The 24,225-nt window shown below is 35.2% G+C and carries 28 protein-coding genes; 9 read left to right on the forward strand and 19 right to left on the reverse strand.

Translation table 11 applies throughout. The annotated features are described in order from the left end of the window. Positions 1 to 25 precede the first annotated feature (25 nt). The 3 genes from BAQ46_RS09410 to BAQ46_RS09420 form a co-directional block, all read right to left on the reverse strand. Positions 26 to 1,519, reverse strand: coding sequence for a YcdB/YcdC domain-containing protein (locus tag BAQ46_RS09410; protein ID WP_071741850.1), 1,494 nt, complete (start codon positions 1,517 to 1,519; stop codon positions 26 to 28). A gap of 209 nt (positions 1,520 to 1,728) precedes the next feature. Next, complete coding sequence (gene rpmG, locus BAQ46_RS09415) at positions 1,729 to 1,878, reverse strand: 50S ribosomal protein L33 (RefSeq protein ID WP_001265617.1); 150 nt, start codon at positions 1,876 to 1,878, stop codon at positions 1,729 to 1,731. 144 nt (positions 1,879 to 2,022) lie between these two features. After that, positions 2,023 to 2,646: a nitroreductase family protein gene (locus BAQ46_RS09420; RefSeq protein ID WP_001008505.1), complete on the reverse strand. Its 624-nt coding sequence runs from the start codon at positions 2,644 to 2,646 to the stop codon at positions 2,023 to 2,025. A gap of 351 nt (positions 2,647 to 2,997) precedes the next feature. Here BAQ46_RS09420 and BAQ46_RS09425 point away from each other — a divergent pair, with 351 nt between their 5' ends. Then, positions 2,998 to 3,648, forward strand: a complete 651-nt coding sequence (locus BAQ46_RS09425) for a GTP pyrophosphokinase (protein WP_000456216.1) — start codon at positions 2,998 to 3,000, stop codon at positions 3,646 to 3,648. Positions 3,649 to 3,702: 54 nt separating this feature from the next. Here BAQ46_RS09425 and BAQ46_RS09430 read toward each other — a convergent pair whose 3' ends face one another. Continuing rightward, positions 3,703 to 4,167, reverse strand: a complete 465-nt coding sequence (locus BAQ46_RS09430) for a hypothetical protein (protein ID WP_048557582.1) — start codon at positions 4,165 to 4,167, stop codon at positions 3,703 to 3,705. A 54-nt stretch (positions 4,168 to 4,221) separates the two neighbouring features. Further along, positions 4,222 to 5,607: an alkaline phosphatase gene (locus BAQ46_RS09435; protein ID WP_071741851.1), complete on the reverse strand. Its 1,386-nt coding sequence runs from the start codon at positions 5,605 to 5,607 to the stop codon at positions 4,222 to 4,224. 261 nt (positions 5,608 to 5,868) lie between these two features. Between BAQ46_RS09435 and BAQ46_RS09440 the strand changes: the two genes are divergently transcribed. After that, positions 5,869 to 6,702, forward strand: coding sequence for a GNAT family N-acetyltransferase (locus tag BAQ46_RS09440; RefSeq protein ID WP_071741852.1), 834 nt, complete (start codon positions 5,869 to 5,871; stop codon positions 6,700 to 6,702). A gap of 15 nt (positions 6,703 to 6,717) precedes the next feature. After that, positions 6,718 to 7,602 carry an alpha/beta fold hydrolase gene (locus BAQ46_RS09445; RefSeq protein WP_000819828.1) on the forward strand — a complete coding sequence of 295 codons (885 nt, stop codon included), beginning with the start codon at positions 6,718 to 6,720 and terminating at the stop codon, positions 7,600 to 7,602. Positions 7,603 to 7,638: 36 nt separating this feature from the next. Here BAQ46_RS09445 and BAQ46_RS09450 read toward each other — a convergent pair whose 3' ends face one another. The 3 genes from BAQ46_RS09450 to BAQ46_RS09460 form a co-directional block, all read right to left on the reverse strand. After that, the gene (locus tag BAQ46_RS09450; protein ID WP_000236600.1) at positions 7,639 to 8,139 is read right to left on the reverse strand and encodes a DoxX family protein; all 501 of its coding nucleotides are present in this window, start codon (positions 8,137 to 8,139) and stop codon (positions 7,639 to 7,641) included. Positions 8,140 to 8,403: 264 nt separating this feature from the next. After that, entirely contained in the window at positions 8,404 to 8,940 is a 537-nt protein-coding gene (locus tag BAQ46_RS09455; RefSeq protein WP_071741853.1) for a delta-aminolevulinic acid dehydratase, read from the reverse strand. Between the two features lie 18 nt (positions 8,941 to 8,958). Continuing rightward, positions 8,959 to 9,561 (reverse strand): histidine phosphatase family protein, encoded by a 603-nt coding sequence (locus tag BAQ46_RS09460; RefSeq protein ID WP_071741854.1) that lies wholly within the window; start codon positions 9,559 to 9,561, stop codon positions 8,959 to 8,961. Between the two features lie 170 nt (positions 9,562 to 9,731). On the opposite strand from BAQ46_RS09460, the gene BAQ46_RS09465 reads away from it, so the two are divergent. Both BAQ46_RS09465 and BAQ46_RS09470 read left to right on the forward strand, forming a co-directional pair. Then, positions 9,732 to 10,070: a phosphoglycerate mutase gene (locus tag BAQ46_RS09465; protein WP_071741855.1), complete on the forward strand. Its 339-nt coding sequence runs from the start codon at positions 9,732 to 9,734 to the stop codon at positions 10,068 to 10,070. 75 nt (positions 10,071 to 10,145) lie between these two features. Beyond that, positions 10,146 to 10,268: a DUF4023 domain-containing protein gene (locus BAQ46_RS09470; protein WP_000071861.1), complete on the forward strand. Its 123-nt coding sequence runs from the start codon at positions 10,146 to 10,148 to the stop codon at positions 10,266 to 10,268. A 51-nt stretch (positions 10,269 to 10,319) separates the two neighbouring features. Here the strand turns inward: BAQ46_RS09470 and BAQ46_RS09475 are convergent, their stop codons facing one another. Beyond that, positions 10,320 to 11,552, reverse strand: coding sequence for a TolB family protein (locus BAQ46_RS09475; RefSeq protein ID WP_071741856.1), 1,233 nt, complete (start codon positions 11,550 to 11,552; stop codon positions 10,320 to 10,322). A gap of 228 nt (positions 11,553 to 11,780) precedes the next feature. On the opposite strand from BAQ46_RS09475, the gene BAQ46_RS09480 reads away from it, so the two are divergent. The 3 genes from BAQ46_RS09480 (at position 11,781) to BAQ46_RS09490 (ending at position 16,776) form a co-directional block, all read left to right on the forward strand. After that, a complete protein-coding gene (locus BAQ46_RS09480; RefSeq protein ID WP_071741857.1) occupies positions 11,781 to 14,534 on the forward strand; it encodes a S8 family serine peptidase in 2,754 nt (917 codons plus the stop codon). A 192-nt stretch (positions 14,535 to 14,726) separates the two neighbouring features. Then, complete coding sequence (locus tag BAQ46_RS09485) at positions 14,727 to 16,481, forward strand: aromatic amino acid hydroxylase (protein WP_071741858.1); 1,755 nt, start codon at positions 14,727 to 14,729, stop codon at positions 16,479 to 16,481. After that, positions 16,462 to 16,776, forward strand: coding sequence for a 4a-hydroxytetrahydrobiopterin dehydratase (locus BAQ46_RS09490; RefSeq protein ID WP_000979545.1), 315 nt, complete (start codon positions 16,462 to 16,464; stop codon positions 16,774 to 16,776). The genes BAQ46_RS09485 and BAQ46_RS09490 overlap by 20 nt, the downstream gene beginning before the upstream one ends. 16 nt (positions 16,777 to 16,792) lie before the next feature. On the opposite strand, the gene BAQ46_RS09495 is transcribed toward BAQ46_RS09490, so the two are convergent. Both BAQ46_RS09495 and BAQ46_RS09500 read right to left on the reverse strand, forming a co-directional pair. Next, complete coding sequence (locus BAQ46_RS09495) at positions 16,793 to 17,650, reverse strand: VOC family protein (protein WP_071741859.1); 858 nt, start codon at positions 17,648 to 17,650, stop codon at positions 16,793 to 16,795. Between the two features lie 21 nt (positions 17,651 to 17,671). Beyond that, positions 17,672 to 18,076 carry a DoxX family protein gene (locus BAQ46_RS09500; RefSeq protein ID WP_001071557.1) on the reverse strand — a complete coding sequence of 135 codons (405 nt, stop codon included), beginning with the start codon at positions 18,074 to 18,076 and terminating at the stop codon, positions 17,672 to 17,674. A 156-nt stretch (positions 18,077 to 18,232) separates the two neighbouring features. Here BAQ46_RS09500 and BAQ46_RS09505 point away from each other — a divergent pair, with 156 nt between their 5' ends. Further along, complete coding sequence (locus tag BAQ46_RS09505) at positions 18,233 to 18,778, forward strand: helix-turn-helix domain-containing protein (protein ID WP_001020702.1); 546 nt, start codon at positions 18,233 to 18,235, stop codon at positions 18,776 to 18,778. 29 nt (positions 18,779 to 18,807) lie between these two features. On the opposite strand, the gene BAQ46_RS09510 is transcribed toward BAQ46_RS09505, so the two are convergent. From BAQ46_RS09510 to BAQ46_RS09550, 8 genes are all read right to left on the reverse strand, one after another. Further along, on the reverse strand, positions 18,808 to 19,185 hold the full coding sequence (locus BAQ46_RS09510) for a hotdog family protein (protein ID WP_000025011.1): 378 nt from the start codon (positions 19,183 to 19,185) through the stop codon (positions 18,808 to 18,810). Between the two features lie 111 nt (positions 19,186 to 19,296). Then, the gene (locus BAQ46_RS09515; RefSeq protein WP_000276116.1) at positions 19,297 to 19,755 is read right to left on the reverse strand and encodes a GNAT family N-acetyltransferase; all 459 of its coding nucleotides are present in this window, start codon (positions 19,753 to 19,755) and stop codon (positions 19,297 to 19,299) included. Between the two features lie 56 nt (positions 19,756 to 19,811). After that, positions 19,812 to 20,351 (reverse strand): GNAT family N-acetyltransferase, encoded by a 540-nt coding sequence (locus BAQ46_RS09520; protein WP_370647175.1) that lies wholly within the window; start codon positions 20,349 to 20,351, stop codon positions 19,812 to 19,814. Between the two features lie 273 nt (positions 20,352 to 20,624). Further along, complete coding sequence (locus BAQ46_RS09525; protein WP_001258470.1) at positions 20,625 to 21,023, reverse strand: ankyrin repeat domain-containing protein; 399 nt, start codon at positions 21,021 to 21,023, stop codon at positions 20,625 to 20,627. Then, complete coding sequence (locus BAQ46_RS09530; protein ID WP_000626533.1) at positions 20,990 to 21,808, reverse strand: ABC transporter ATP-binding protein; 819 nt, start codon at positions 21,806 to 21,808, stop codon at positions 20,990 to 20,992. Before BAQ46_RS09530 ends, BAQ46_RS09525 begins: the two co-directional genes overlap by 34 nt. Continuing rightward, entirely contained in the window at positions 21,795 to 22,823 is a 1,029-nt protein-coding gene (locus BAQ46_RS09535; protein WP_071741860.1) for a FecCD family ABC transporter permease, read from the reverse strand. Before BAQ46_RS09535 ends, BAQ46_RS09530 begins: the two co-directional genes overlap by 14 nt. A gap of 5 nt (positions 22,824 to 22,828) precedes the next feature. Further along, complete coding sequence (locus tag BAQ46_RS09540) at positions 22,829 to 23,776, reverse strand: ABC transporter substrate-binding protein (protein ID WP_000748449.1); 948 nt, start codon at positions 23,774 to 23,776, stop codon at positions 22,829 to 22,831. Between the two features lie 157 nt (positions 23,777 to 23,933). Continuing rightward, the gene (locus BAQ46_RS09550) at positions 23,934 to 24,161 is read right to left on the reverse strand and encodes a YrhC family protein (RefSeq protein ID WP_000661441.1); all 228 of its coding nucleotides are present in this window, start codon (positions 24,159 to 24,161) and stop codon (positions 23,934 to 23,936) included. Positions 24,162 to 24,225 lie beyond the last annotated feature (64 nt).

Here is a 24,225-nt window from a genome sequence, read left to right on the forward strand (position 1 = left end):
TCTTTGAAAAATAACTCTTTTTATTTTACTTGCTCCAAATTTTCTCCCCAGTATGCGCATCAATATAACGAATTTCTCGACTACCGTCGAAGAATTCTTTATAATTTTCACCCGTTATTTGTTTATACAGCAATTGATATACCGTTTCCTCTACATCATGATCTATAGACCATTCTAATTTAACTCGGATAGCATCTCTGTATATTTCTAACGCTTCTTCTTTCGTTACTTTTGGTGTTGTTTCGTATGTAAGTAATTCTTTTATAAATTTGCTAGACTCTCCAGAGTAGTGCATCACAGCACCGTTTTCCGTATTGATGTTAATCATAAATTGGTTATACTCTGCCGGAATATCATTTATATATACAGAAAAAATAAATCTTTCAATCCCATCTTCAGCTTCTTCACGTTCCTCCCAAAGACGCAGATATTGTGTGATATCTGGAATAACTTGTTCCAAAAATTGAAGTGCTTTTTTTAAACATTCCTCTCTAGGCAGTATTTGCTTTACTTCTTTATCATCTGTCAATTTTATAAAACCAGTTAATTCATTGGTTAATTTATCAATTGTAACGCTAACTAAATTATTATATTTCAGCATCGGTAAATGCTTTTTAAAGAATTCATTCATTAAATATGAATTCTTTTCTTCTTTCTGTTTTTGTAATTCCTCTTTCGGAACAAATTTCATCCTTATTTCATTATTATTTTCCGTCTCATCTACTTTTGCAAAACTTTCTTTATCCCAGTCAAATAATTCGAATATGTCATCTTGCCGGTTACCTTCTTCTATTTTTTCAACAACTACTGTTGGCGGTAATTTATAATGTTCTGGCCCATATAAATCTTTACCTGTACTTGCATCAATACATGCATGGCTAGGATCTGGTTCATATACAAGATGGTCCCCTTTTACTTCTTCTCCATTTTCATACTCACATGAGGAGTGTGTTAAATCTACAAATGCAAGTCTCATATCTTGTCTAACCTTCAAATTTTCTAAGACGACGTTCTCCTCAACAATATCACTTGGCCATAACGGTTTTTTCTCGATAGCTTTTTGTCCATTATAATGAAAATGCATCACATCACCTAATGGATGTACTAGCACAACACACCCCGTATTCGGCAATGGATAGCCATTCACTTCTTGCATATAATTTACTTTTTTCCAACCGCGCCAATCATCCTTAACAGTTACATATGTATAAAATTCATATCCTTCTTTTGTATATTTTCTTAAGAATGTATTTGCAACCTCTCTTGCTTTATTCTCTTCTATCGCTTCCTTACCGCTCGAAAAAGCTTTTTCATCCTCTATCCTAAAGTCAATTAAATTACCAGTATGTCTATTCAACGTAATCTGTATCGTTCTCTCCCCATCCGCTTTATGCTCCCACCATAATAGATGATATGGGTCATCCACACCTTCTTGATCATCTACAACAAGCCTATAATCATCTGGAATGTTAATAATATGAGCCACTTGCTCTTTTCTTTCTTTATCTTTTTGATTCATCATACCGCTCCCTTTATTACAATTTAAGGTAATTATAACAAACAAAAGAAATATAAAGTGAAACTTTAATCAGCCCTCACCAATCGGGATTTTACGGGCAGTAAGACCCCCACCTACCTTCTTTGCTTTCGCTGAATTTTGAGGTAAATGTCTTACTGCCCGGCAAATAGCGGGATAAACGAAAAAAGACTAGAGATATCTCTAGTCTTCTACTTCGTTTCACGATGTAACGTTACTCGCTTTAATCGTGGACAATATTTTTTTAGTTCGATACGCTCTGGATTGTTTCGTTTATTCTTTTTAGAAATATAATTACGATCACCGCACTCCGTACAAGCTAGTGTAATATTTACACGCATATGTAATTCTCCTTTCTTTTAAAGATCGCAAACTAAATCGTAATGATTACGATTTATATATTATATAACTTCATTCTATTTGTCAATTGCAAAATAAAAGGGATCTAAATAGAACCCTTTTATTTAAGTAATCTATACCTTGTATTAAAATGTCTCATATGTAACAAACTCACTAATTGGTTTTCTATATCCTCGTGGGCGAATTTTAGTAGTATCACTTTTTCCTATCGTAATCATTAAAACAGGTACTACATGCTCTGGCATATTCAATTCACCTTGTACTGCTTTCTCATCAAAACCGATCATTGGACACGTATCATATCCATAATACTTAGCTGCGTACATAAAAGTCATCGCACTTAGCGAAGCATTTCTAATCGCTTCCTCTTCCATGAAGCGTTCTCCTTTTCCTTCATATAACCCTTTCGTTTGCTTAATTGTATCTTCATACTCACATTCATCAATCATCTTTAAAACCTTCATACCGAAATAAATATTTTCGACATTTTGGTATGCTCTCTTGTCACCACAAACAAGTATTACCGCAGATGCACTCGATACTTTATATTGTCCGAAGGCTAACTCTTTTAATCTTTCTTTGCGCTCTTGATCACGAATTACAACATAATGTGTATGTTGCAAATTGTAACAAGATGGAGAAAGCTTTGTGAGCTCAAATATTTTTTTAAAGTCCTCATCTGGGATTTCTATTCCTTGTACAAATTTCATTGCAGAACGTCTAGCAATTGCTAATTCTTCAAAGTTCACCGTATAGCCTCCTTAATAACTATAAATTCAAATATACATTAATTTATACAAATGAATAAATCAAATAAAAACACTTTAAATTATCGAGAATAATGATGATTTGCAAAAAAAGACAAAAAGCTGAAACAATTAGTTCATACGAAATTCACACGAATCTATTACTATAGAAACTGTACATAGTGAACTTATTAACAATCACGTTTATTTATATAAAATTTTATTTGAAAGGAGTTGAAAGTATGAAAACTAAATATCGTTTTATGATCTCATCATTTGCTGCTTGCGCCTACATGATTTGGTGTTTAGTATAATAACAACCTCACTTGTAAATAGGAAAAGGTGTGTATATAAATGGAATATAATCAATCAACAGTTAACTACTGGAAAGCTTTTGTACTACCATATACATTTGCTTTAGAAGAGTTAAAAACTAAATTTGAAATTATGAACCGGGAAGCCCAATTTTTAGAGGATTACAACCCGTTTGAACATATAAAAACAAGATTAAAACAACCTGAAAGTATTATTAAAAAACTTGAGCGTAAAAATTTATTACCGACAGTTGAAAATGCGCAAACGCATTTACAAGACATCATTGGCATTCGTATTACATGTTGCTTCGTAGAAGATATCTATCATTTGAAAGAAGTCATTCAAAAGCGTGAAGATATGGAAATCATAGAGGTAAAAGATTATATCGCTAATCCAAAACAAAATGGATATAAAAGTTTACACATGATTATTAAATATCCTTTATCACTGAATTCTGGTACAAAAGAAGTCTTTGCAGAAATTCAGTTACGTACGCTCGCAATGGACTTTTGGGCAAGTTTAGAACATAAACTTTATTATAAATATGAAGGGAAAATACCTGATTATTTAAAAGATGAACTACATGATGCCGCAATGAAAGCTGAGGATCTTGATAATAAAATGGCAACCATTCGCCAAGATATTGATGATATCGAAGCATGCTCAGATCAAATTATGTTACCACTATAAAAAAAGGTTCTCGCCAATGAGAACCTTTTTGCGCTATTTACGGAAAATTTCACTTTATTTCTTCTCTATCGTGCGAACCTCTTCAATTTTCCAGCCATCCTCTTCTTTTCCAAGTGCATACTGTACTTTTTTCTGAAGAGTGATTTCTCCATCTATTTCCTTTTCTTTTGTTTCAACAACAACATACCCTGCTTTACTAGCTTTTATGTCTATATGTTCCAATTCAATTTTCTTATTTCCCTTTTGAAAAGCTGCTTCTTTTTGCGTTTTTAAGTCTTCAGCACTAGGCATGTTCTTTGAAAATAACTCCATATGTTCAGTAAGATTTTTTTCATTTGTCGTCCGTACAAATTTCTCTATCACACCTTGAATCGTTTTCTCTTCTTCTTTCGTTATTTGTACCTTTCCTTCAGCTTTTGTAGTAGCTTTTTGTTCTATCTGATTCTCTTTGGATTGACATCCAACTAGCAATAATACACCTATTAGAAAGAGTCCTATCCCCCTGAAAAAAGCTCTCATCTTCCCATCTCCTAAAAAGAAAAGTGAGGCATTTCGCCTCACTTTCGTTTATAATTAGCGTCTTCCTTTATTCGGGTCGCCACCGCCAACAATATCAAAGACACGTTTCGCGATATTTGTATTCTCTTGAACGCCAGAGAACAAGTATTTACCAGGGCCAAATGCATATACGTTTACATCTTCTCCTGTATGTCCACCTGTTGTCCATCCTGTAACCGAACGCTTATTGAAAATATCTTCAATCGCATTATCAATCTTTGTTACATCTTTTGAAGGAGCAATATCATTTACCGCTTTAATTTCTTCAGGTGTTAATTGTAAATCAATATATTTTTTCAATGTTTCTTCTACATTTGCACCCTTTGCAATCTCATTTGCCATAAAGTCTGGTGTGCGTTTTGCAGCTTTAATTGGATCTACTTTAAAGTTATACTCACCATTTGCACCTAAAGATAATCCACCAGTAGCGTGGTCTGCCGTTGCAATAACTAACGTATTTTTATCTTTTTTCGCAAACTCAATCGCAGCTTTAAATGCTTTTTCAAAGTCTTCCATTTCACTCATTGCACCAACGATATCATTATCGTGTCCTGCCCAGTCAATTTGACTTCCTTCAACCATTAAAAAGAAACCTTTTTTATTTTTGTTCAAACGCTCAATTGCTGCATTTGTCATTTCTTCTAATGAAGGTGTCTTCTCATTGCGGTCAATCATTTTATCTAAACCGCCTGGTGCAAATAAACCAAGAATTTGATCATTTTTATCATTTAACAATTGATCTCTATCTGTTACGTAACTATAACCAGATTTCTTAAATTCTTCTGTAAGATTGCGATCTTTTCTAACAAAGTTTTTTACGCCGCCGCCAAGCATAACATCTACTTTATGCTTCCCTTTAATTTTCTCATCAAAATAATCATTTGCAATTGCGTCCATATTTTTACGACTAATGTCATGCGCACCGAAAGCAGCTGGTGTTGCATGTGTAATTTCAGAAGTAGCAACTAGTCCTGTTGATTTCCCCTTTTCTTTCGCTTGTTCAAGAACAGTTTTCACTTCTGCTTTATCATTATCAACTGCAATTGCCGCATTATATGTTTTAATTCCTGCTGACATAGCTGTTGCTGCAGATGCAGAGTCTGTGATATTTTCATGTTCATCTTCTGGATATGTCTTTTGTGTTCCTACAAGATGTTTATCAAACTCTGTAGATTCCATCTCAAAAGTTTTTGGATTATCTTTCATATAACGGTGAGCTGTCATATATGAAGGGCCCATACCATCCCCAATTAATACAATGACATTTTTAATCTTTGCATTGCTTCCGTTCTCATCTGCACTCACTTCACTAGAACGTGTAAAATTCCATGTTGCTACCGAAGTAACTGCTAATGATGCCACAACTGCAAATGGCCATGCTTTTTTCACAAACTTTTTCACTGTCTTGTCCCCCTAATTACGTTATTCATTTCCCACTATCAAATCTAATAGAAGACTATTAAGAGAAAATTAGTTATATGTAAATTTTTTGTTAACTTATGTAAATATCAGTTATAATTTGTATAAGTTTGTCTTTTCATATCAACCATTTTCACCTTTACAATCAAAATATAAACAAGTTGGATTTCATTTAACGTAAATCTCTTATTTAACATTTTCCATCTACTTTTATGAAAATTAATAGAAATGTGGTGAACATGTATGAAAATAATAAAGCTAGATGAAACTTTTATTTTTGATTTACTCGACCTTTGCAAATCTATTGGATGGTTACAAAATAAAGCATTTATGAAAAAACAATTCGAAATGTACCTTTCTCTCGGTACACTTGTCGGTTATATGCATGAAAATAAACTGATTGCAGCTGGAGGCGTATTTCCTTTTAAAGATAGGTTTTCTACTATTGGCATGTTAATCGTCCATCCTCATTTTCAAAGACGAGGTATCGGGCGTATTTTGCTTAATCACTGCTTAGAACACACTCACCCAAAACAACCAATTGCACTTATTGCAACAAAAGCTGGCGAGCCTCTGTATACATCATGCGGATTTCAAACAGTAACGACGATTCATCGTTTTGAAAAACAAACTACTAAGACACATATCACTCATACAAAACAAGTAAAAGAAAAAGATCTTATATCGCTTATTTCTCTCGATCAAAGTACAACTGGTGCCGATCGTTATTTACTTTATTCATTACTATTCCCAAGAACGAGCCACTCTTTTAAAATTGAGAGACATAACTGTATAGAAGCTTTTTCCTTATGCATACAAAAGGGGAATGTATTATGTATCAATCCACTTATCGCCAAACGAGAAGAAGATGCTATTCAATTACTACAAAACATATGTGAATGTTGGAATGGCACAGTAAGAATTGATGTCCCACATTCACAATTTTCATTTCGCAAATTTCTTCAAACAGAACATTTCCAAGAAACGCTCCTTTCACCTCTTATGATCAAAAATGGTAGCCAACTTCCTGGAAATCGTAATATGCTATTTGCTATGATAGATACAGCGTTATGTTAGAAAGGGGACACCTAATTGAAGCGATTTAGCTATTTTATGGTAGGTTGTCTTACTCTTACACTATTAGTAGGATGTAGTGCAGCAGAAAAGCCAGTAGAACAAGTAAAACAAGTTAAAAATACACTTACAGCAAAACTAGCTACCGAGGAAAAAATGGTAGAAATAGATGGTCAAACCATTTACTTCAAAAAGATTGGCAATGAAAAACCACCTTTACTTATGATCCATGGATTTGGAGGATCGTCAGATGGTTTTCAAAAGATTTACTCAGACTTAGCAAAAGATCATACAATTATTTCTGTAGATGCTTTAGGATTCGGGCGCTCATCTAAGCCGATGGATTTTTATTATTCTTTCCCAACTCATGCAAATTTGTATTATAAATTAATGAAAAAACTAGGTTACGATTCGTTTGCAATATTGGGCCACTCAATGGGCGGAGAAATTTCTCTTAATTTAACATATTTATATCCAGAATCCGTTACCCACCTTATTTTAACTGATGCTACGGGCGGTCCTCATACACTCGTTAATAAACAAGGATCACCAAGACCACAGTTGTCGACTGATTTAAATACCGTTTCTGCCATTGCAGATTATGATGAGAGCAAAGTGAAATTTAAACGTAATGATGAAGAGCATTACAATAAAATGAAATTATGGCCTAGACGTCTTCAAATCAACGCAAATGAAATAAAACAACCGACCTTAATTATATGGGGAAGAAATGATAGTAGCGTTTCGTGGAAAGAAGGAGAAACGTATCATCAATTCTTAAAAAATAGCACTTTCCATATTATCGAGAAAGGCTATCACGCACCATTTCGTCAGGAACCACAGGAGTTTGTAGGGTATGTGAAAGATTTCTTTGGCAAAAACCCTATAATAACTGAAAAATAAACGGGTATCTCATTTTGAGATACCCGTTTTCATATATTAAGCAGCTTGCTTTTGGCGTTTTTGAGTTTTTGATCCTAATACTTTCGGGATAACGAAACCATCTATTCCAAATTTACCAGCATTCATACCAGAAACTAGAACGAACATTGATAGAATAACCATTTCAGGATTCACACCAATTGACCCACTAAACATATAGGAAAAGTTCATTACAAGACCGAAAAAGACCGCTGTTTTTGTTAAACAGCCTACAATTAAACCAATTCCGACTAAAATTTCTCCCCACGTTACAAGTGTATTAAATAGATCAACGTTTGGAATTGCGAAATCTTGTAAAAATGATGCCCACCAAGATTGAACAGCCGGTTGTGCTCCTTTAGATTTTTCAATTGCACCTTGTAAATAACCCGTTGCATCGAATCCTTTTCCTTGTAGTTTACCAATTCCAGCCATTAACCATGTGTAACCAAGATACACTCGAATTACCGCTAACACAAAAGAAACTGCTTTGTTTTCTCTTAAAAATTGAATAACCATATCTTCCTCCTAAAGTTGTAATTAAGTTAGTTACAGGTAATATAATAACATTAGTTACTTATTTTTCAAACGTTAATTATGAATAATCCGTGACATGTGTAGGAAACATTAAAAACTAACGTTTATATAGTAACTTTTATTACCTGTAAAAACTTGAACATATCATACCACAGGTGATAATCATTTTCATTGAAAAAATTGTAAAAAAAATGTGAGTTAAATGTGAAACACATTTATTCGAATATAGAATAAACGTGTTTCACACTACTTATATAATCGAAATGTACGTGTCTCCTCATCAATTAAACTCGCTTCTTGAAACGCTTCTTCTAACGTTTTCCCATGGTTAATAACCCCATAAAATAAGCGTATAGTAAACATAAGTGCTGCATTTCCATCTACATAATCTATCGATCCAATATACGATTTCGCACCACTACGTAAGAAAGATTCTGCTAGTTTTTGTTCCCCTAACGTACACCCACTATTTACAATATTTGTATTATGCAATTTTGCATATTTATAAATTTCTTCTGCACCAAAGTATCCTCTCGGTTCATCTTGTTCATATATATCTTCACCTAACTCTTCCATGACAAACTTTCCTTCCTCACCATGAAAGCAAAAGACGACATAATTAATATCGTTATATAAACCCTTTCCAGAAAGAATGTCGATGAATTCTTTCGGTCTACCAATCCAGTACGTTATAACTTTCGCCCCAAAGTATTCAAGTGATGCTCGGATTGATTGTGCCTCTAAATCAGAATTAAAGCCAACTACTAGTGCAACATTCCACATACACCCACCATCCTATAATTAGATCTCCTCAATCAAAATTTTAAGGGATACATCCATTTCATATATACCCGTTTCTTGCAAAAAATCAGCTCTAGTTAAAACGACTTTTTGTAAATATTGCCGATACGCAGTAATTGTCCCGTCGTGAGATACAATACAAATTCTTTCAGCGCCCAGTTCATAACACCAAAGAAGAAATTCCTCTACTATTCGCTGAAAGCTATTTTCTGAAATAGTATTTATGCCTTCCGTCCATAGCTGTTTATTTGTACTTTTCTCTATCGAAAAATTCGAAAATAATCTTTTTACTCTCCCCTGATCTACTATGTGGTCACATGGTAATGTTTTTGCTCCTTCTCGATAAGGAAAAATACGTGGGGATACATATGGATGGACAATTTTTTGACAAGCTACTTTCGCACTCCATATTGTTGCCGTTTGTAAAGTTCTAATTGTAGGACTAGCAATTAATATATCCGTTTCTTGCAAGGGTACATTGCATTGAAGTAATTTAGCCTGATTCCTTCCCTCATCCGTTAACGGTGGATGAGGCACTTGTAAACTTGATGGCAAATCTTTTGTATGTTCTCCTTCACCGTGCCGAACAAAGATGAGTTTCATCCCCATCCTCCTCTCACTATAAAATCCTCTTACATATTTCTTCCCTATTCCATCCTTTATTCCTGCTATATGAAACATCGATATGTAAAAAATATTTGACACAACGAATTGGAAAACATTACAATTCATTGTGTCAAATACTTTTTACAAGAGAGAGGAGACACATGCATATGAAATGGCTAACTATCTTAATTGGCATGATTATATGGGGATATATAAACGGATTTTTTAGCAGTGATAAAACTTCTAATCCTTGGATTACAGATGATGAACGTGAAACAAAAATTAAACAGAAAGCAATTATTGCAAGCTGGTCTGGTGTTTTTATGTTTTGTACCATTAATCTCTTAAACAAATGGTTAGGTATAGAAACGAGTAATACATCACCATACTTACTAACTTCTGTCGCAACTATTTTAAAAGAAAATGTAGAGTTACAAATTTTATTTATGTTATTTATTACGTATGGCATATTTTACGTATACTATCGAAGAAAATTAAGCGCTTAACTTTTTATCTCATGATTATCCTCCTAAATGGTTATAGTAATTAGGACAAGATGAAAGGAAAGGAGCGATAGAAAAATGAGTAACTCGAATGACTTTTTAGATACACTGCATGAAAAACAAGCAAAAGATGAACAAAATAGAAAACGTCAAGGGAACGGAAACCCAGCGAAAAAAAAGCCAAATAAAACGCATAAATAATAATAATAAAAAATCTGCTTAAAATTATCTTTTAGGCAGATTTTTTTATTGTTATTTCACCGATATAACATTTCCCCAATTCCATTTCTCATAATACCACTCTGGTACATCTATATTTTCAATCCACTTCATTTCATGCTTTCCATCTCTATGAGCAAGCCATACATCTGCTTTCTTACGGTCTGAACGTATCCATATTAATTGATTGCTCTTCTTCATAAAGATTGGATGATAATCACCCTGCTTATGAGGTGGCTTTGTGATTCGATGCTGTACATTGCTTGTACTATCAACCTCATATAAAGATGGTAGTGGCCTTTTTTCTGGCAATGTTTCAAATCCTCCCTCTTTTGCTCGAGAGACGATAATTACGTTATCGTTCTTCCATGCAAAATCCCAATCAACATATCCTTGCGGCGTAAATGTGTTCTGCTGAAGTGCTGGCAATTCTTTGACTTTTAAATGTTTATTCTCTAACGCAACCCTTCCGCTCCCTTCAATATAAGCTAATATATTTTTTGATGGTGCCCATTGAAACCATTGTGCGTTTAATAACATTTGATCTACTTTTTCAAACCGACTGCCATCTGCACGAACTAAGCAAAGCGTATTACTATCAGCTGACCATGAAGCTGTCGGTACTGCTAAAAATGAAATCCACTTTTGATCTGGCGACCACTGAAAGCCACTTGCAACTAATGCTAGGAAATCATCATGTTCATTTGGTAATGCATACAAATGCTTCATTTTGTGAGGATTCATATGTGCATCTTTTTGCACTTCATATAGCTGAGCTCCTGTCCATCCTGTTGGAAGTAAGTGTGCTTCAGAGGATACAAAAAACTTCTTTCCATCAGGGTACCATGCATAATCTCCTACACCTGCCGATACATTTTCAAAATCTGTATTCTTTTTTTCTACCTCGAAGGTATGTAATGTACCTGTAAATATAAATGCAATTATATTTTCTGTTGGTGACCATTGATAATTCGATGCTTCTGAGTGAAACGGCGTAACTTTCTTTCCATCTTTCAGCCAATATAACTCAAGACTACTTTGTTTCTTTCCTTTTACATATGCCAGCCACTCTCCATCATGAGACCACTTTGGCCCTGTTATATACTCTCCTTTTGTAAGTTGCTTTTCTTTTCCATCAACTTTAATCCAGAGGTCATGATGACGAATAAAAGCAATTTTAAATTCATTATTTTCTGCGCTACTATTAATAGTTGAACATAAAAATACGACTAACATTGTACCAACGCTTACTATGAACCGTTTCATAACACCCCTCCATTCCCCTCATAGCATTCCTCAATGTCCACCTACAATATGTAAAAAATACCTATTCGACATAATCAGAAAAAATTTCCCAAGAAATTTTAAATTCATAGAGGATTGGTATGAATTATGTCGAAAATATAGTTTAGCTAACATCCGATTATGTAATTCGAGATCAATTTGTAAGATGTTTTTTCGGAATATTAGCACTTTTTATCAGGGGGAGTTTCAATGAAAAAAACTACATCTACACTATTAAGTATGGCGCTCGTCTTTTCCAGTTTTGGAGCTTTAAGCGCACATGCTGAATCGCTACAAAAGGAGAAGCAATTTAGTCCACAGTTAAAAACGAACATTGAACAATGGGGAGAAAACAAAATTGCGCAAAATGTTGAAACAAAAACATCAAAAGAAATTTCTGTCATTGTAGAATTGCAACATGCTCCACTCGCTTCACAAAGTAACATTCAGCATGCTCCAGATTTACAAAATAATCATGCACAGTCTTATCATACCGAGCTTAAAAAAGCACAAGAAGATACAACTAAGAAAATAAAAGAAAAAGCACCTGGTGCAAAAATTAAAGAAGTGTATAATACGTTATTTTCTGGATTCTCTATTTCAGTTCCTGGAGATCAAATTACCGCTCTTGCTTCTTTACCTGAAGTAAAAGCAGTCTATCCGAACTTAACATATAAATTACATGAAACATCAAAAAGTACTACTAATGAAGAAGCACCAAATATCGGCGGACCAACAATTGGTGCAACTGAAGCATGGAATTTAAAAGACCCATCTGGCAAACCGCTTGATGGAAAAGGTATGAAAGTAGCGATTATCGACTCTGGTGTAGACTATACACACCCTGACTTAAAAGCAAATTATATCGGTGGATACGACACAGTTGATGAAGATAATGATCCAATGGATGGTAACGTACATGGTACTCATGTAGCTGGAATTATTGCTGGTAACGGAAAAATTAAAGGCGTTGCTCCGAATGCTTCTATTTTAGCTTATCGTGTCATGAATGACGGTGGTACTGGTACAACAGATGATATTATTCAAGGTATTGAACGAGCAATTCAAGATGGTGCTGATGTGTTAAATCTATCCCTTGGACAAGATTTAAATGTACCTGATCAGCCTGTAACTTTAACGTTAGAACGTGCAGCAAAGCTTGGGGTTACTGCAGTCGTTTCCAATGGAAATGATGGTCCAAAACCTTGGTCTGTTGATGCACCTGGAAATGCAAGTAGCGTGATATCAGTTGGAGCATCTACAGTTTCTATTCCGTTTCCAACATTCCAAGTAGCTGGTTCCAGCAAAACATACCAAGGATTACCGTTATCAAAATCAGATTTCCCAATAGGAAATGATTCTCCACTTGTATATGTTGGCTATGGTAATCCAAGCGATTATGCAAAACAAGATGTGAAAGGAAAATTTGCACTTGTTTTACAAGGTACTTCTAGCACGTTAGTAAAAGCTGAACAAGCAAAGCAAGCTGGTGCAATTGGTGTACTATTCATTTCTATAGAAAAAGAAATCAATATTATGCCTGAATACTTTACACGTGAAAACCTAGCCCTTCCAGTTATGCAACTATCCAATGTAAACGGTGAAGAGTTGAAAAACTTAATTACAAAGCGTAAGAAAAATATAAAAATTGGTCAACCAAATCCAACCGAATTGATTGCTAACTTCAGTTCCAGAGGTCCGTCACAAGGAAGTTGGCTTATAAAACCAGATATAATTGCACCTGGCGTACAAATTACGAGTACAGTACCGAGAGGCGGCTATGAATCTCATAATGGTACAAGTATGGCTGCTCCACAAGTAGCTGGAGCGGTTGCCCTCTTGCGTCAAATGCATCCTGATTGGACGACAGAGCAATTAAAAGCATCCCTTGCCAATACCGCAAAAACTTTAAAAGATGTGAATGAAAATACATATCCTATTATGACACAAGAGTCTGGTTTAATTAACATCCCGAAAGCAGCTCAAACAGATGTATTAGTCAAACCTAACAATGTGAGCTTCGGTCTTATTAAGCCAAACAGTGGGAAAGTAAAACTGACGCAAAATATTACGTTACAAAATCTATCTAGTAAAAAGAAAAGTTTTTCAACTCGTGTGGAATTGCTAGATACAAACACAAAAACAAAAGTAAAAACTTCTGTACCTTCATCGATTAGCATACAGCCGAATAGTAGTACCGAAAAACCATTTACTATCACTGTCGATAGTTCGCTACCCCAAGGTGTCTATACTGGAAATGTGTATATAAAAGAACAAGGTAAGAAGGAAGAAACTCGCATTCCATTTACATTTAGTATCGATCCTAAAGATTACAAACGTATAGATGGACTCGAAATTATTAATTCTACATTTAGTCCAAATGGTGACCAAATATTAGACGATAATCTCATCAACTACTATTTAGTTGCACCTGTGGATGATGTAACATTGCACGCAAATTTAGTTACAAAAGAACGTGTAACGTACCAAGGGATTATCCATCAAGCTAAAAATGAAACAGCTGGATACAAACCTTTCAAATGGAATGGTACAAAAGCAGATGGTACTCCGTTAGCTGACGGTCTATACCAAATCGAAGCAGTTGCCTCTAATTCTGGTGGGGAAACAAAACAAACAGCTGCTGTATTTCTGGATCGAACTGCACCTAAGTTAACATACGAAATTGACCAAGAAAACCTTGTAATCACAGGAAAAGTGGATGATATCTTACTAGATTGGATGACAGAATCTGGTTGGGTAGCACCTGGAATTCCAGTGAGACTACAGTATGAAATCAACGGAAATGGTGTATGGGAAAGTGCATTCCTAAATCCTTGGGAGAAAAATTACGGCATTTATTTAGATCGTACTCAATTACAAGAAGGTAAAAATACAATTCACATTGTAGCAACAGATGCAGCTGGAAATACATCTAATTTAAATGTTGATTTAGATGTGAAATAAGGTAGTAACCCGATTCTTTCGCCCCTATCGGATTTTCCGATAGGGGCTTTTTCTATTTCTCACAGAAACAAATATTAAATAATTCCGAATCTTATGATAAAATTTTATAAGCGCTTACAATTTTTGAAAGGGGGTGATACAAGCTATACGAAACCGATACTTAATTTTATTTAAAAAAAGGAGGATGTCTAAATGACAAAGAAAAGAGAAATTCCATCGCATTTAAAACCATTCGTATCCACACAGCATTATGATCAATACACACCGGTGAACCACGCTGTATGGCGTTACATTATGAGACAAAATCATAGCTTCTTAAAAGACGTTGCTCATCCAGCCTATGTGAACGGACTACAATCATCTGGTATTAATATAGATGCAATTCCAAAGGTAGAAGAAATGAATGAATGTTTGGCGCCAAGCGGCTGGGGCGCTGTAACGATTGACGGACTTATTCCTGGCGTCGCATTTTTCGATTTTCAAGGGCACGGATTGCTACCAATCGCAACAGATATTCGCAAGGTAGAGAATATCGAGTATACACCAGCTCCAGATATTGTACACGAAGCTGCAGGACACGCACCTATTTTACTTGATCCTACATATGCAAAATATGTGAAACGATTTGGACAAATTGGTGCAAAAGCTTTCTCAACAAAAGAAGAACATGATGCATTCGAAGCTGTTCGTACATTAACAATTGTAAAAGAAAGCCCTACTTCTACTCCTGATGAAGTTACAGCTGCTGAGAATAATGTACTTGAAAAACAAAAGTTAGTTTCTGGCTTATCAGAAGCGGAACAAATTTCACGTCTTTTCTGGTGGACAGTAGAATATGGATTAATTGGAAATATAGATGCTCCAAAAATATATGGTGCTGGTCTCCTTTCTTCTGTTGGCGAAAGCAAATATTGCTTAACAGACGCTGTAGAAAAGGTTCCATTCTCTATAGAGGCATGTACAAGTACAACTTATGACGTAACAAAAATGCAACCACAACTATTTGTTTGTGAATCATTTGAAGAATTAACAGAAGCACTTGAGAAATTCTCTGAAACGATGGCCTTTAAAACAGGTGGTAAAGAAGGATTAGAAAAAGCAATTCGCTCTGAAAATCATGCAACTGCTGAATTAAATAGCGGCTTACAAATTACAGGTACATTTACCGAGACAATTGAAAACGATGCAGGTGAATTGATTTACATGCGAACGAGCTCGCCAACAGCATTAGCAATTCACAATAAACAGCTAGCGAATCATTCTACGTCTGTACACAGTGACGGGTTTGGAACACCAATTGGATTACTCACTGAAAATATTGCATTAGAAAATTGTACAGATGAACAATTACAATCATTAGGAATTACAATTGGAAATGTTGCTGAGTTTACTTTTGCAAGTGGTATTCATGTAAAAGGAACAGTAACAGATATTGTAAAAAACGATAAAAAAATTGCGCTTATTTCCTTTATCAATTGTACAGTTACTTATAACGACCGCGTTTTATTTGATGCTTCATGGGGCGCATTTGATATGGCTGTTGGTTCAACAATCACTTCGGTATTCCCAGGTGCCGCAGATGCTGCAGCATTTTTCCCAATGGATGAAGAAATCCAAGAAATTCCTGCTCCACTTGTACTGAATGAACTTGAACGTATGTATCAAACAGTTCGCGATATCCGAAATGAAGGTATTTTACACGACGCGCATATCGAGCAATTAGTAGCAATTCAAGAAGTATTAAATAAATTGTATCCGAAAGAATGGTTACTTCGCCTTGAAATATTAGAATTGCTTTTAGAGCATAACAAAGGGCACGAAACATCAGCAGCATTATTACAACAACTTTCTACTTTCACAACGGATGAAGCTGTAACACGTCTTATTAACAATGGTCTTACGCTACTTCCAGTAAAGGATGTGAAAAATGATGCTACGATTAACTGAAGAGGAAGTTCAAGAAGAATTATTGAGGTTAGATAAATGGGTAGTAAAAGATGAAAAATGGATTGAAAGAAAATATATGTTTTCCGACTACTTAAAAGGAGTCGAATTTGTCTCTGAAGCCGCCAAACTATCAGAAGAACATAATCACCACCCATTTATCCTTATCCAGTATAAAGCAGTCATTATTACTTTGTCATCTTGGAATGCAAAAGGTTTAACGAAACTCGATTTTGAGCTTGCGAAGCAATTTGATGAACTATTTGTCCAAAATGAAAAAGCCATTATAAGAAAGTAAAAAAGAGAAGCCTTTATTAGGCTTCTCCTTTTATTTTGAAATGGATACAATGTCCAAATGGATCCTCTACTTGTAATATTCCATCTTTGTACGTAGCAATCTTGCCAATATTTTTTAAGCTTTCACATACTTGCTCTTTTTGTTTTTCATTTGCTAATACAATTGTGAAATATTTCAAGCCAACGGAATTTGGCATTTGCGGTAGTATTCCTTCACCTTGCCACGTATTTAAACCGATATGGTGATGGTAGCCACCTGCCGATACAAAGAGCGCCCCATTACGGGCTGGAATCGTTACTTCAAAGCCAAGACCATCCACATAGAAACGTTTCGCTTCTTCCAAATCAGCTACATGGAAATGAATATGTCCCATCACAGTACCAGCTGGAAACCCACTCCATGTACTTCCTTGCTGTAATAATTCTTCACCAGCTAACGGGTTACTAACAAATGGTAGCTCTCCATTCTCATCACGCCAAACTTCTTTTTGGCGATCATGATAAATTTCAATCCCGTTTCCATCTGGATCAGCTAAATAAAGGGCCTCACTAAAGTAATGGTCAGCTCCGCCGTGCAGTGGATAAACCATTTCTACAAGATGACGAAGGATATTCGCTAAATCCTGTCTGCTCGGTAATAAAATTGCGTAATGATATAAACCCGTTCTCCCTCTTTGCTTTGGTAAGGCTTCTTTCTTTTCTTCAATGATAAGGAGTGGTTCGTTATTTTCATTCCCAAATGTAACGACCATTTCATCTTCTTTTAGCACTTTCATACGTAGTACTTCTGTATAAAACTCTAGTGATTTCTTTATATTTGATACATATAAATGAACAACATCAAGTGTTGTATCGGGATGAAGTTGAAAACTCATCTTGTTAGCCTCCCATTTAAATTAGTTCTTCTTTGACATTTTCTCTTTTAAGAAATTATCTACAAAACCATCCGCTTTCGCAACAAATAAGTACGCACCCATTGCTAACAATGCAAGCTCTAATTCGAAACCAGGATTTTTTCCATCTCCTAATAAACCAGCTGACCATTTTACTTTTACAATTGCTCCAACCATAACTAGTGCAAATAATAATCCAATATATCTTACACCTAAACCTAGAATTAATAATAGACCGCCAACTAATTCAACTGTTGCTACACCGTATGCAAGTCCTCCTGGTAAACCAATGCTTGTGAACCACCCTGCAATATTGTCAATTCCCGATTGGAATTTTGTTAAACCGTGCATAAAGAACGTTACCCCTAACACGATACGAATAATTAAGTTACCAATATGTTGATTCATTTCCTTCTCTCCTTTATAGTTTTCTTATACAAAACTTTTATTTACATTACAAAACATACACTAATTTTTTTTATTCGTCAATTCATTTTCACTGGGAAAATATATATTTTTTTTGCTATGATACAAATAGTTGTTTATAAAAAGGAGCTTGATTTTATGAATATTGGTTCTGCAATACGTGAAATTCGTCAACGTAGAGGCATAACAATTGCACAAATTTGTGAGGGAACAGGTCTTTCTAAAGGGTTTATGAGTCAGGTTGAAAATAATAAAACATCACCATCTATCTCAACTTTAGAAACAATCTCCAATTTTTTAAACGTTCCTCTTCCCTATTTATTGTTAGAACAAAAAGATCGATTGAAAGTTGTCAAAAAGGTAGAGCGTAAATATAGTGTATACGGAAAAGATGAACAAAGAATTGAACATGTTGCAGAGCAAGGTGGCCTTCGCCTCAATCTCGTAGAAATTCCTGCTGGGTTTCCGAAAGAAAACACACCAAATGCCCATGAAGGAGAAGAATGTCACCTTGTATTACGCGGAAAACTAGAAGTTCAACATGGAGAAGATGTTGCAATTGTAGAAGAAGGAGATTCTTTCTCCTGGAATGCATGTGTTCCTCATATCGTTCGTAATATAGGAGAAGAAACTGCATTATTACTCATCTCTAGTCATGCAGAAAATCGAAAACGTGTTTATTAAAAAAAGAAGCCTGTAAATCAGGCTTCTTTTTATCCTCTTATAACTCCATAGCTTGTCCCAACTAGTACAGTCTTTTCGTGTTGATTACGATAAACTGACTCGATTGAAACCTTTTTGTATCCTTCCATCTGTTCAACATTCGTTAAAGTTAATTCACAAGTGATCGTATCTCCTGTAAAAACTGGTCTAATAAACTCACTTACTAATTCTCTTGCTATGTAATGTAATTCTTCGCCTACTTTCGTTCCAATACTAGCAGTCAATAAACCATGAACCATTAAACGTCCATTTTCATCATATTCCATATGATGCCTACCTTTATCCCCTGTAATATTTGCAAATTCAAAAACCTCTTCCTCAGTAAATCTTCTTTCGTATTTAAATACATCCCCAACTTTTATACTCATTTTTATCCCCCTAATAATAAACAGAATTTTCTTTCATTTTATCATAAAATGAATCTTAGTTCAGTTTATATTATTAAAATAGTAAGCCTTTTTCTGTTCTACTTTTTCTCCTTATCGGTGCCCCTCTTTTTTAGCTATTTGATATCCATAGTACGCACATGTTCCATTTCTCGATAACTCTCTCACCTCAAAACCACAACTTCTATAAAAATCAAAATTACTCGCAGAAGTATGCGCAAACCAGTCACCATGTGGCAATTTTTGCAAACAAAGAGCAACAAGTTTCTTACCTAATCCCTTCCCTCTATATTCACATTTCACAACTAAATTTACTATGTTGGCTACCATGATTCCATCAGAAATGACTCTAACCATCGCAATCATCTCTTCTTCATCCCAAATTGTGAATGCCCATGTTGAATTTTCAAATGCTATCGTGAATTTTTCAATTTGCCAAGAAGGGATATTATCATTGCTCCAACCGGCATCTTCGAATAAAGTTTTAATTGCATATGCAGGTACACCATTCGTTCCCTCACGAATAATAAGTCCATTATGATAAATGTACATGTAATCCCCCCTTTATTTTTATATACCATTCTTCAAAAGATGCAATTCACCTTTTTTCATCCAATGCGCCTAATGGAATAAACGAGAACATCCATCCCATGAAATGAAGTTGTTTTCTCATAACTAAGCCCCGTTTTTCTAGCAACAAAGATTGAGGCGGGGTGATCCGGATTAATAAGAGAGATTAATTTATTCATTCGTAACGCTTGGAAGCCATAATCTCGAAATGCTGCCGCTGCTTCTTTCGCATACCCTTTTCCCCAATACTGAGGTAATAACCAATAACCAATTTCAATTTCCTCTTTTCCATCTATTTGCTGCTTTACTAATCCTGCATGACCAATTCGTATTCCCGTTTCCTTTTCAATCAATACAAATAAACCGAGACCGTTTTTATAGCTAGGAATCACCCACTCCTCCAAACTTTTTTTACACTGCATATATGTTTTTAACGTCCCATTTCCAATATAGCGCATTACCTTCTCATTTCCCCATAGTGAAGCGTAGAACTGTAAATCATCCATTGTATATTTGCGAATTTGTAAACGATCTGTATGAAACATTTCTGCACTCCTTCCCACGAATTTGTACTTCATTACACGCTCACGTCTTGTATCCATACTAAATGTTACTATCTATTATAAATGAACTAACATTAAAATACAGAATATTCAATCTCAAAAGAATTTAAAAAAGGCAGTAGACAAATATTGTCTACTGCATCCATATCATAACTAGCATAAAGAAAACTACAATTGAGGGGGGTGTAGGATTTTCAAATACACTAGATACTTATCCCGTTCTAACGGGCGGTAAACTTTCCAATTATATAAAAGTGAAAAGTTTACCGCACATAAGAACTTTGGCGGTCAGTAAGAAAGCACCGTTAAGTAGTCAAATACACGCTGTGCTTTTTCTCCACCCATTCGTGCATGTTGAAGAAGAGAAATACCATGTGGACCAGATGCACGTAATGCTTCTGGTTGTGCTACTAAAATAGCTTGTACAACTTCTAATTCCCCCAGCATAGCGGCCGCGAAAATATCCATTCGAGCACCCTTTTCTAATAAGTAAAGAGCAATATCTTTACGCCCTACATGTGCCGCTGCTCCTAACGCACTTTCCCAATCTGATCCACCCCAATTGTAAGAAGCATGAAGTAAACTTGGCGATTCAGCCAACAGTTCTTGTACTTTTTCTAAATCTCCGTGAGCTGCCATAACAAATTCCCTTACTAACTCAGTGGTAACACGTTCTTCTGTTCGCATTTTGCTCCTCCTTTTTTAGAAATTCGTTTCGGTGTAAAAAATGGCTTATCGCTTCCTTGAAAAATATCTACCTCTATGCCAAATACATGTTGAAACATTTCATGACATAACACTTCTTCTGGTATACCATCATACTGAAGCTTCCCTCGCTTTAATACGAGTAAACGATCACTATATTGAGCCGCTTGGTTAATATCATGTAAAACCATTATAATTGTCATGCCAAATTCCTCGTTTAGTCGTTTCACAAGTTCCATTACTTCCAACTGATGAACGATATCTAAAAAAGTTGTTGGCTCATCCAATAATAAGACATTCGTACGTTGTGCTAGCGTCATTGCAATCCAAGCGCGTTGTCTTTCCCCTCCTGATAAAGATTGTAAAAGACGATATTCATACCCTTCAAGATTTGTAACAGACAATGCCCAATCAACAATTTCTTCATCTTCTTTATTTAAGCGACCTCTCCATAACTTATGAGGGCCTCTTCCAAATTCTATTAATTCTTTCACTGTTAAATCTAATTGATGATCATGCATTTGTGGTAACATCGCTAATTGCTTCGCTACATCGGCACTTTTCATCGTATGAATACTTTTTCCATCTAAAACGATATCCCCTTCGCTTTGTTTAAGTAGTCTTGCTATTAAACGAAGCAAAGTAGATTTCCCAGATCCATTCGGTCCAATCAAACTAACGACTTCTCCAGCTTTAATATGTACATTCATATTTTGCATTTGAAATCTTTCAGAATGTGCGTAAAACACTTTATTAACGGAAATCACGCTGTTTTCCCCCTCTATGAATTAAATATAAGAAGAACGGACCGCCTAAGAAGGATAATAAAATACCGACAGGCAATTCAATTGGATTAAACCAACTTCGAGCTATCGCATCCGCGAAAACAAGTAATATCCCTCCGCCAAGGCATGATAATGGCAGTAAATATTTATAGTCATTTCCAACTAATAAACGTAACATATGTGGTACGACAAGGCCGACAAATCCAATAAGACCAGAAACACTAACTGCTATTCCAGCTAATAATGTGCTTACTACTATTAAATAAAAACGACTTCTCTCCACGTTATGACCTAATAATTTCGCCATTTCATCTCCAAGCATTAATACTCGAATATGCTTGATACCGAAGAAGGCCAGTATAATAGCGAATATTGCATAATAAATAATCATGTTTAAATGTGCCCAACTTACACCGCCAATACCACCCGCTAACCACGGTAACACGGATTGTACTTTGTCACTATGTAATAACATTAATGCTGACGTCGCTGCACCTATTAATGCATTAATTGACACACCTACTAAGACAATTCTTGAAGGTGGCGCCCCTTTTTGCCATGATAAAGCATAAATGATCATCGCCGTTATGAAAGCTCCTAAAAACGCACCGAGTGGTAAAAACGCCATATGCTGAGGGAATAAAATCATAATTACAATTGCAACAAGGCCTGCTCCAGATGACACCCCGATAATACCAGGGTCTGCAAGAGGATTTCTCATCACCCCTTGCAGCATTGCGCCAGATGCAGCTAAACATGTTCCTACTATAAATCCAACGAGCACTCTTGGTATACGAAGGTCCCATACAATTCGATGAACTGTCGAACCTTCATCTTGTATCCCTGTTACAATATCTCGTAAAGAAAAGGATAGGCTTCCTGCGAAAAGACCGTAAAAAAGACATAAAACCGTTAATACAACTAAGGTAACTGCTATGATCCATCTTTTTTTCGCAAAAGGATGTTCCTTTTCCCTTACTACTTCACTACTTTCCATACTTATCATTTCCTTACATCTTGTATACTTTTATACATAAAGTCCATCGCTTCTGTAACTTTTGTTCCAGGATTTGATCCAAATAAGTCTGGTGGCAAAATAACTACGCGATTTTGTTTTACTGCATCTAAATTTTTCCACGCTTCATTTTTCATCATTTCACCTTCAAATGCTTTTTTAACGCTATTTGGATCTCCATGTGTAATTAAGTAAATCACATCAGGATTCGCCTCAATAATGCGTTCTACACTTAGCTGTGCATATTGCGGATATTCCTTCATTTCTGGAAAATCAGCGGCAATATTTTTCCCACCTGTTTTCTCTAAAATATCACCTGATAAAGAAGTTGGTAATGCTGCTAAATAAGTACCAGGTGCTCCATACACTAGCAATGCTTTCACATCACTCTTTTTCTCATATGTCTTCATTTGATTCGTAATTTTTTGGTTAAGTTCTTTTGCTTTATCTTCTTTTTTCATTATCGTTCCGTATAGTTCAATATTCTTTAGAATATCTTGTACAGAATTCGTAGAAGAAATCATTACTTTCGTTCCTTGCCCTTCAACCGTTGGAACATTCTTTTGGAACCCATTATTAGCAATAAGTACATCGGGCTTTAAGCTGGCAATTTGCTCAAAATTTGGCTGATGTGCATTCCCGATTACTTGTACTTTCTTTATATCTTCTGGAAGAGTTATTTTTGCATCCGGACGACCCACTATTTTTCCGCCTAAAGCATGAATAATATTCATGTCTCCCATACTTAATGTTGCAAAACTCTCTGGCACTTTATCGAATATTACCTTTCTTCCTGACAGGTCGGTAACTTCTATTTTCTCTTTTCCTTTTTCTGTTTTTGTTGCCGCTGCTTTTTCGTCTCCCTTTGCACTGCAACCTATTAATAAGAAAAAAATAGATAAAATCGCTGTAAATAGCGTAATAGATTTTTTCATTCTCCCACCTCTAATTGATAATGATAATCATTAACTACTATTCTACTTTAATTGATAAGGATTATCATTGTCAATATGAAACACATACATTTTCTAGAAAAAAACAAAAAGCGTTACAAAAAGATTCCTTCTTTTTGTAACGCACTATTTATCAATATTATTCACATTCGTTTCCCTCTAACTTGTCTCGCATCACTTTCACACGCTGAAAGAAAAAGAAAGATAAACTTAAAAATATAACGATGCTCCCCATCATAACAAAAAATTGTATCGTTTCTTTTGCTCCATTTGGAATCAATAAGCCAACCATTAACAATGTACTTACAGCGAGAAGAATTTGTCCGAACCGAGTATAATCTTCTATTTTCTCTTGTAATTCTTTCATTATATTCTCACTCCTCCATTTCACTGTATCATATTCTACTAAACTTAAAGACAAGTAAATACAG

Source organism: Bacillus paranthracis, from assembly GCF_001883995.1.
GTDB lineage: Bacteria > Bacillota > Bacilli > Bacillales > Bacillaceae_G > Bacillus_A > Bacillus_A paranthracis.

What these genes read in the sequence shown, in the direction of transcription:
- BAQ46_RS09465 (WP_071741855.1), top strand. Translation starts at nt 9,732, where the DNA reads ATGAAATGGCTAACTATCTTAATTGGCATGATTATATGGGGATATATA.
- BAQ46_RS09525 (WP_001258470.1), bottom strand. Translation starts at nt 21,023, where the DNA reads ATGCGAACAGAAGAACGTGTTACCACTGAGTTAGTAAGGGAATTTGTT.
- BAQ46_RS09455 (WP_071741853.1), bottom strand. Translation starts at nt 8,940, where the DNA reads ATGTGGAATGTTGCACTAGTAGTTGGCTTTAATTCTGATTTAGAGGCA.
- BAQ46_RS09550 (WP_000661441.1), bottom strand. Translation starts at nt 24,161, where the DNA reads ATGAAAGAATTACAAGAGAAAATAGAAGATTATACTCGGTTCGGACAA.
- BAQ46_RS09495 (WP_071741859.1), bottom strand. Translation starts at nt 17,650, where the DNA reads ATGAGTTTTCAACTTCATCCCGATACAACACTTGATGTTGTTCATTTA.
- BAQ46_RS09450 (WP_000236600.1), bottom strand. Translation starts at nt 8,139, where the DNA reads ATGGTTATTCAATTTTTAAGAGAAAACAAAGCAGTTTCTTTTGTGTTA.
- BAQ46_RS09470 (WP_000071861.1), top strand. Translation starts at nt 10,146, where the DNA reads ATGAGTAACTCGAATGACTTTTTAGATACACTGCATGAAAAACAAGCA.
- BAQ46_RS09460 (WP_071741854.1), bottom strand. Translation starts at nt 9,561, where the DNA reads ATGAAACTCATCTTTGTTCGGCACGGTGAAGGAGAACATACAAAAGAT.
- BAQ46_RS09490 (WP_000979545.1), top strand. Translation starts at nt 16,462, where the DNA reads ATGATGCTACGATTAACTGAAGAGGAAGTTCAAGAAGAATTATTGAGG.
- BAQ46_RS09425 (WP_000456216.1), top strand. Translation starts at nt 2,998, where the DNA reads ATGGAATATAATCAATCAACAGTTAACTACTGGAAAGCTTTTGTACTA.
- BAQ46_RS09515 (WP_000276116.1), bottom strand. Translation starts at nt 19,755, where the DNA reads ATGTACATTTATCATAATGGACTTATTATTCGTGAGGGAACGAATGGT.
- rpmG (WP_001265617.1), bottom strand. Translation starts at nt 1,878, where the DNA reads ATGCGTGTAAATATTACACTAGCTTGTACGGAGTGCGGTGATCGTAAT.
- BAQ46_RS09430 (WP_048557582.1), bottom strand. Translation starts at nt 4,167, where the DNA reads ATGAGAGCTTTTTTCAGGGGGATAGGACTCTTTCTAATAGGTGTATTA.
- BAQ46_RS09505 (WP_001020702.1), top strand. Translation starts at nt 18,233, where the DNA reads ATGAATATTGGTTCTGCAATACGTGAAATTCGTCAACGTAGAGGCATA.
- BAQ46_RS09500 (WP_001071557.1), bottom strand. Translation starts at nt 18,076, where the DNA reads ATGAATCAACATATTGGTAACTTAATTATTCGTATCGTGTTAGGGGTA.
- BAQ46_RS09535 (WP_071741860.1), bottom strand. Translation starts at nt 22,823, where the DNA reads ATGGAAAGTAGTGAAGTAGTAAGGGAAAAGGAACATCCTTTTGCGAAA.
- BAQ46_RS09475 (WP_071741856.1), bottom strand. Translation starts at nt 11,552, where the DNA reads ATGAAACGGTTCATAGTAAGCGTTGGTACAATGTTAGTCGTATTTTTA.
- BAQ46_RS09410 (WP_071741850.1), bottom strand. Translation starts at nt 1,519, where the DNA reads ATGAATCAAAAAGATAAAGAAAGAAAAGAGCAAGTGGCTCATATTATT.
- BAQ46_RS09440 (WP_071741852.1), top strand. Translation starts at nt 5,869, where the DNA reads ATGAAAATAATAAAGCTAGATGAAACTTTTATTTTTGATTTACTCGAC.
- BAQ46_RS09520 (WP_370647175.1), bottom strand. Translation starts at nt 20,351, where the DNA reads ATGAAGTACAAATTCGTGGGAAGGAGTGCAGAAATGTTTCATACAGAT.
- BAQ46_RS09510 (WP_000025011.1), bottom strand. Translation starts at nt 19,185, where the DNA reads ATGAGTATAAAAGTTGGGGATGTATTTAAATACGAAAGAAGATTTACT.
- BAQ46_RS09540 (WP_000748449.1), bottom strand. Translation starts at nt 23,776, where the DNA reads ATGAAAAAATCTATTACGCTATTTACAGCGATTTTATCTATTTTTTTC.
- BAQ46_RS09480 (WP_071741857.1), top strand. Translation starts at nt 11,781, where the DNA reads ATGAAAAAAACTACATCTACACTATTAAGTATGGCGCTCGTCTTTTCC.
- BAQ46_RS09485 (WP_071741858.1), top strand. Translation starts at nt 14,727, where the DNA reads ATGACAAAGAAAAGAGAAATTCCATCGCATTTAAAACCATTCGTATCC.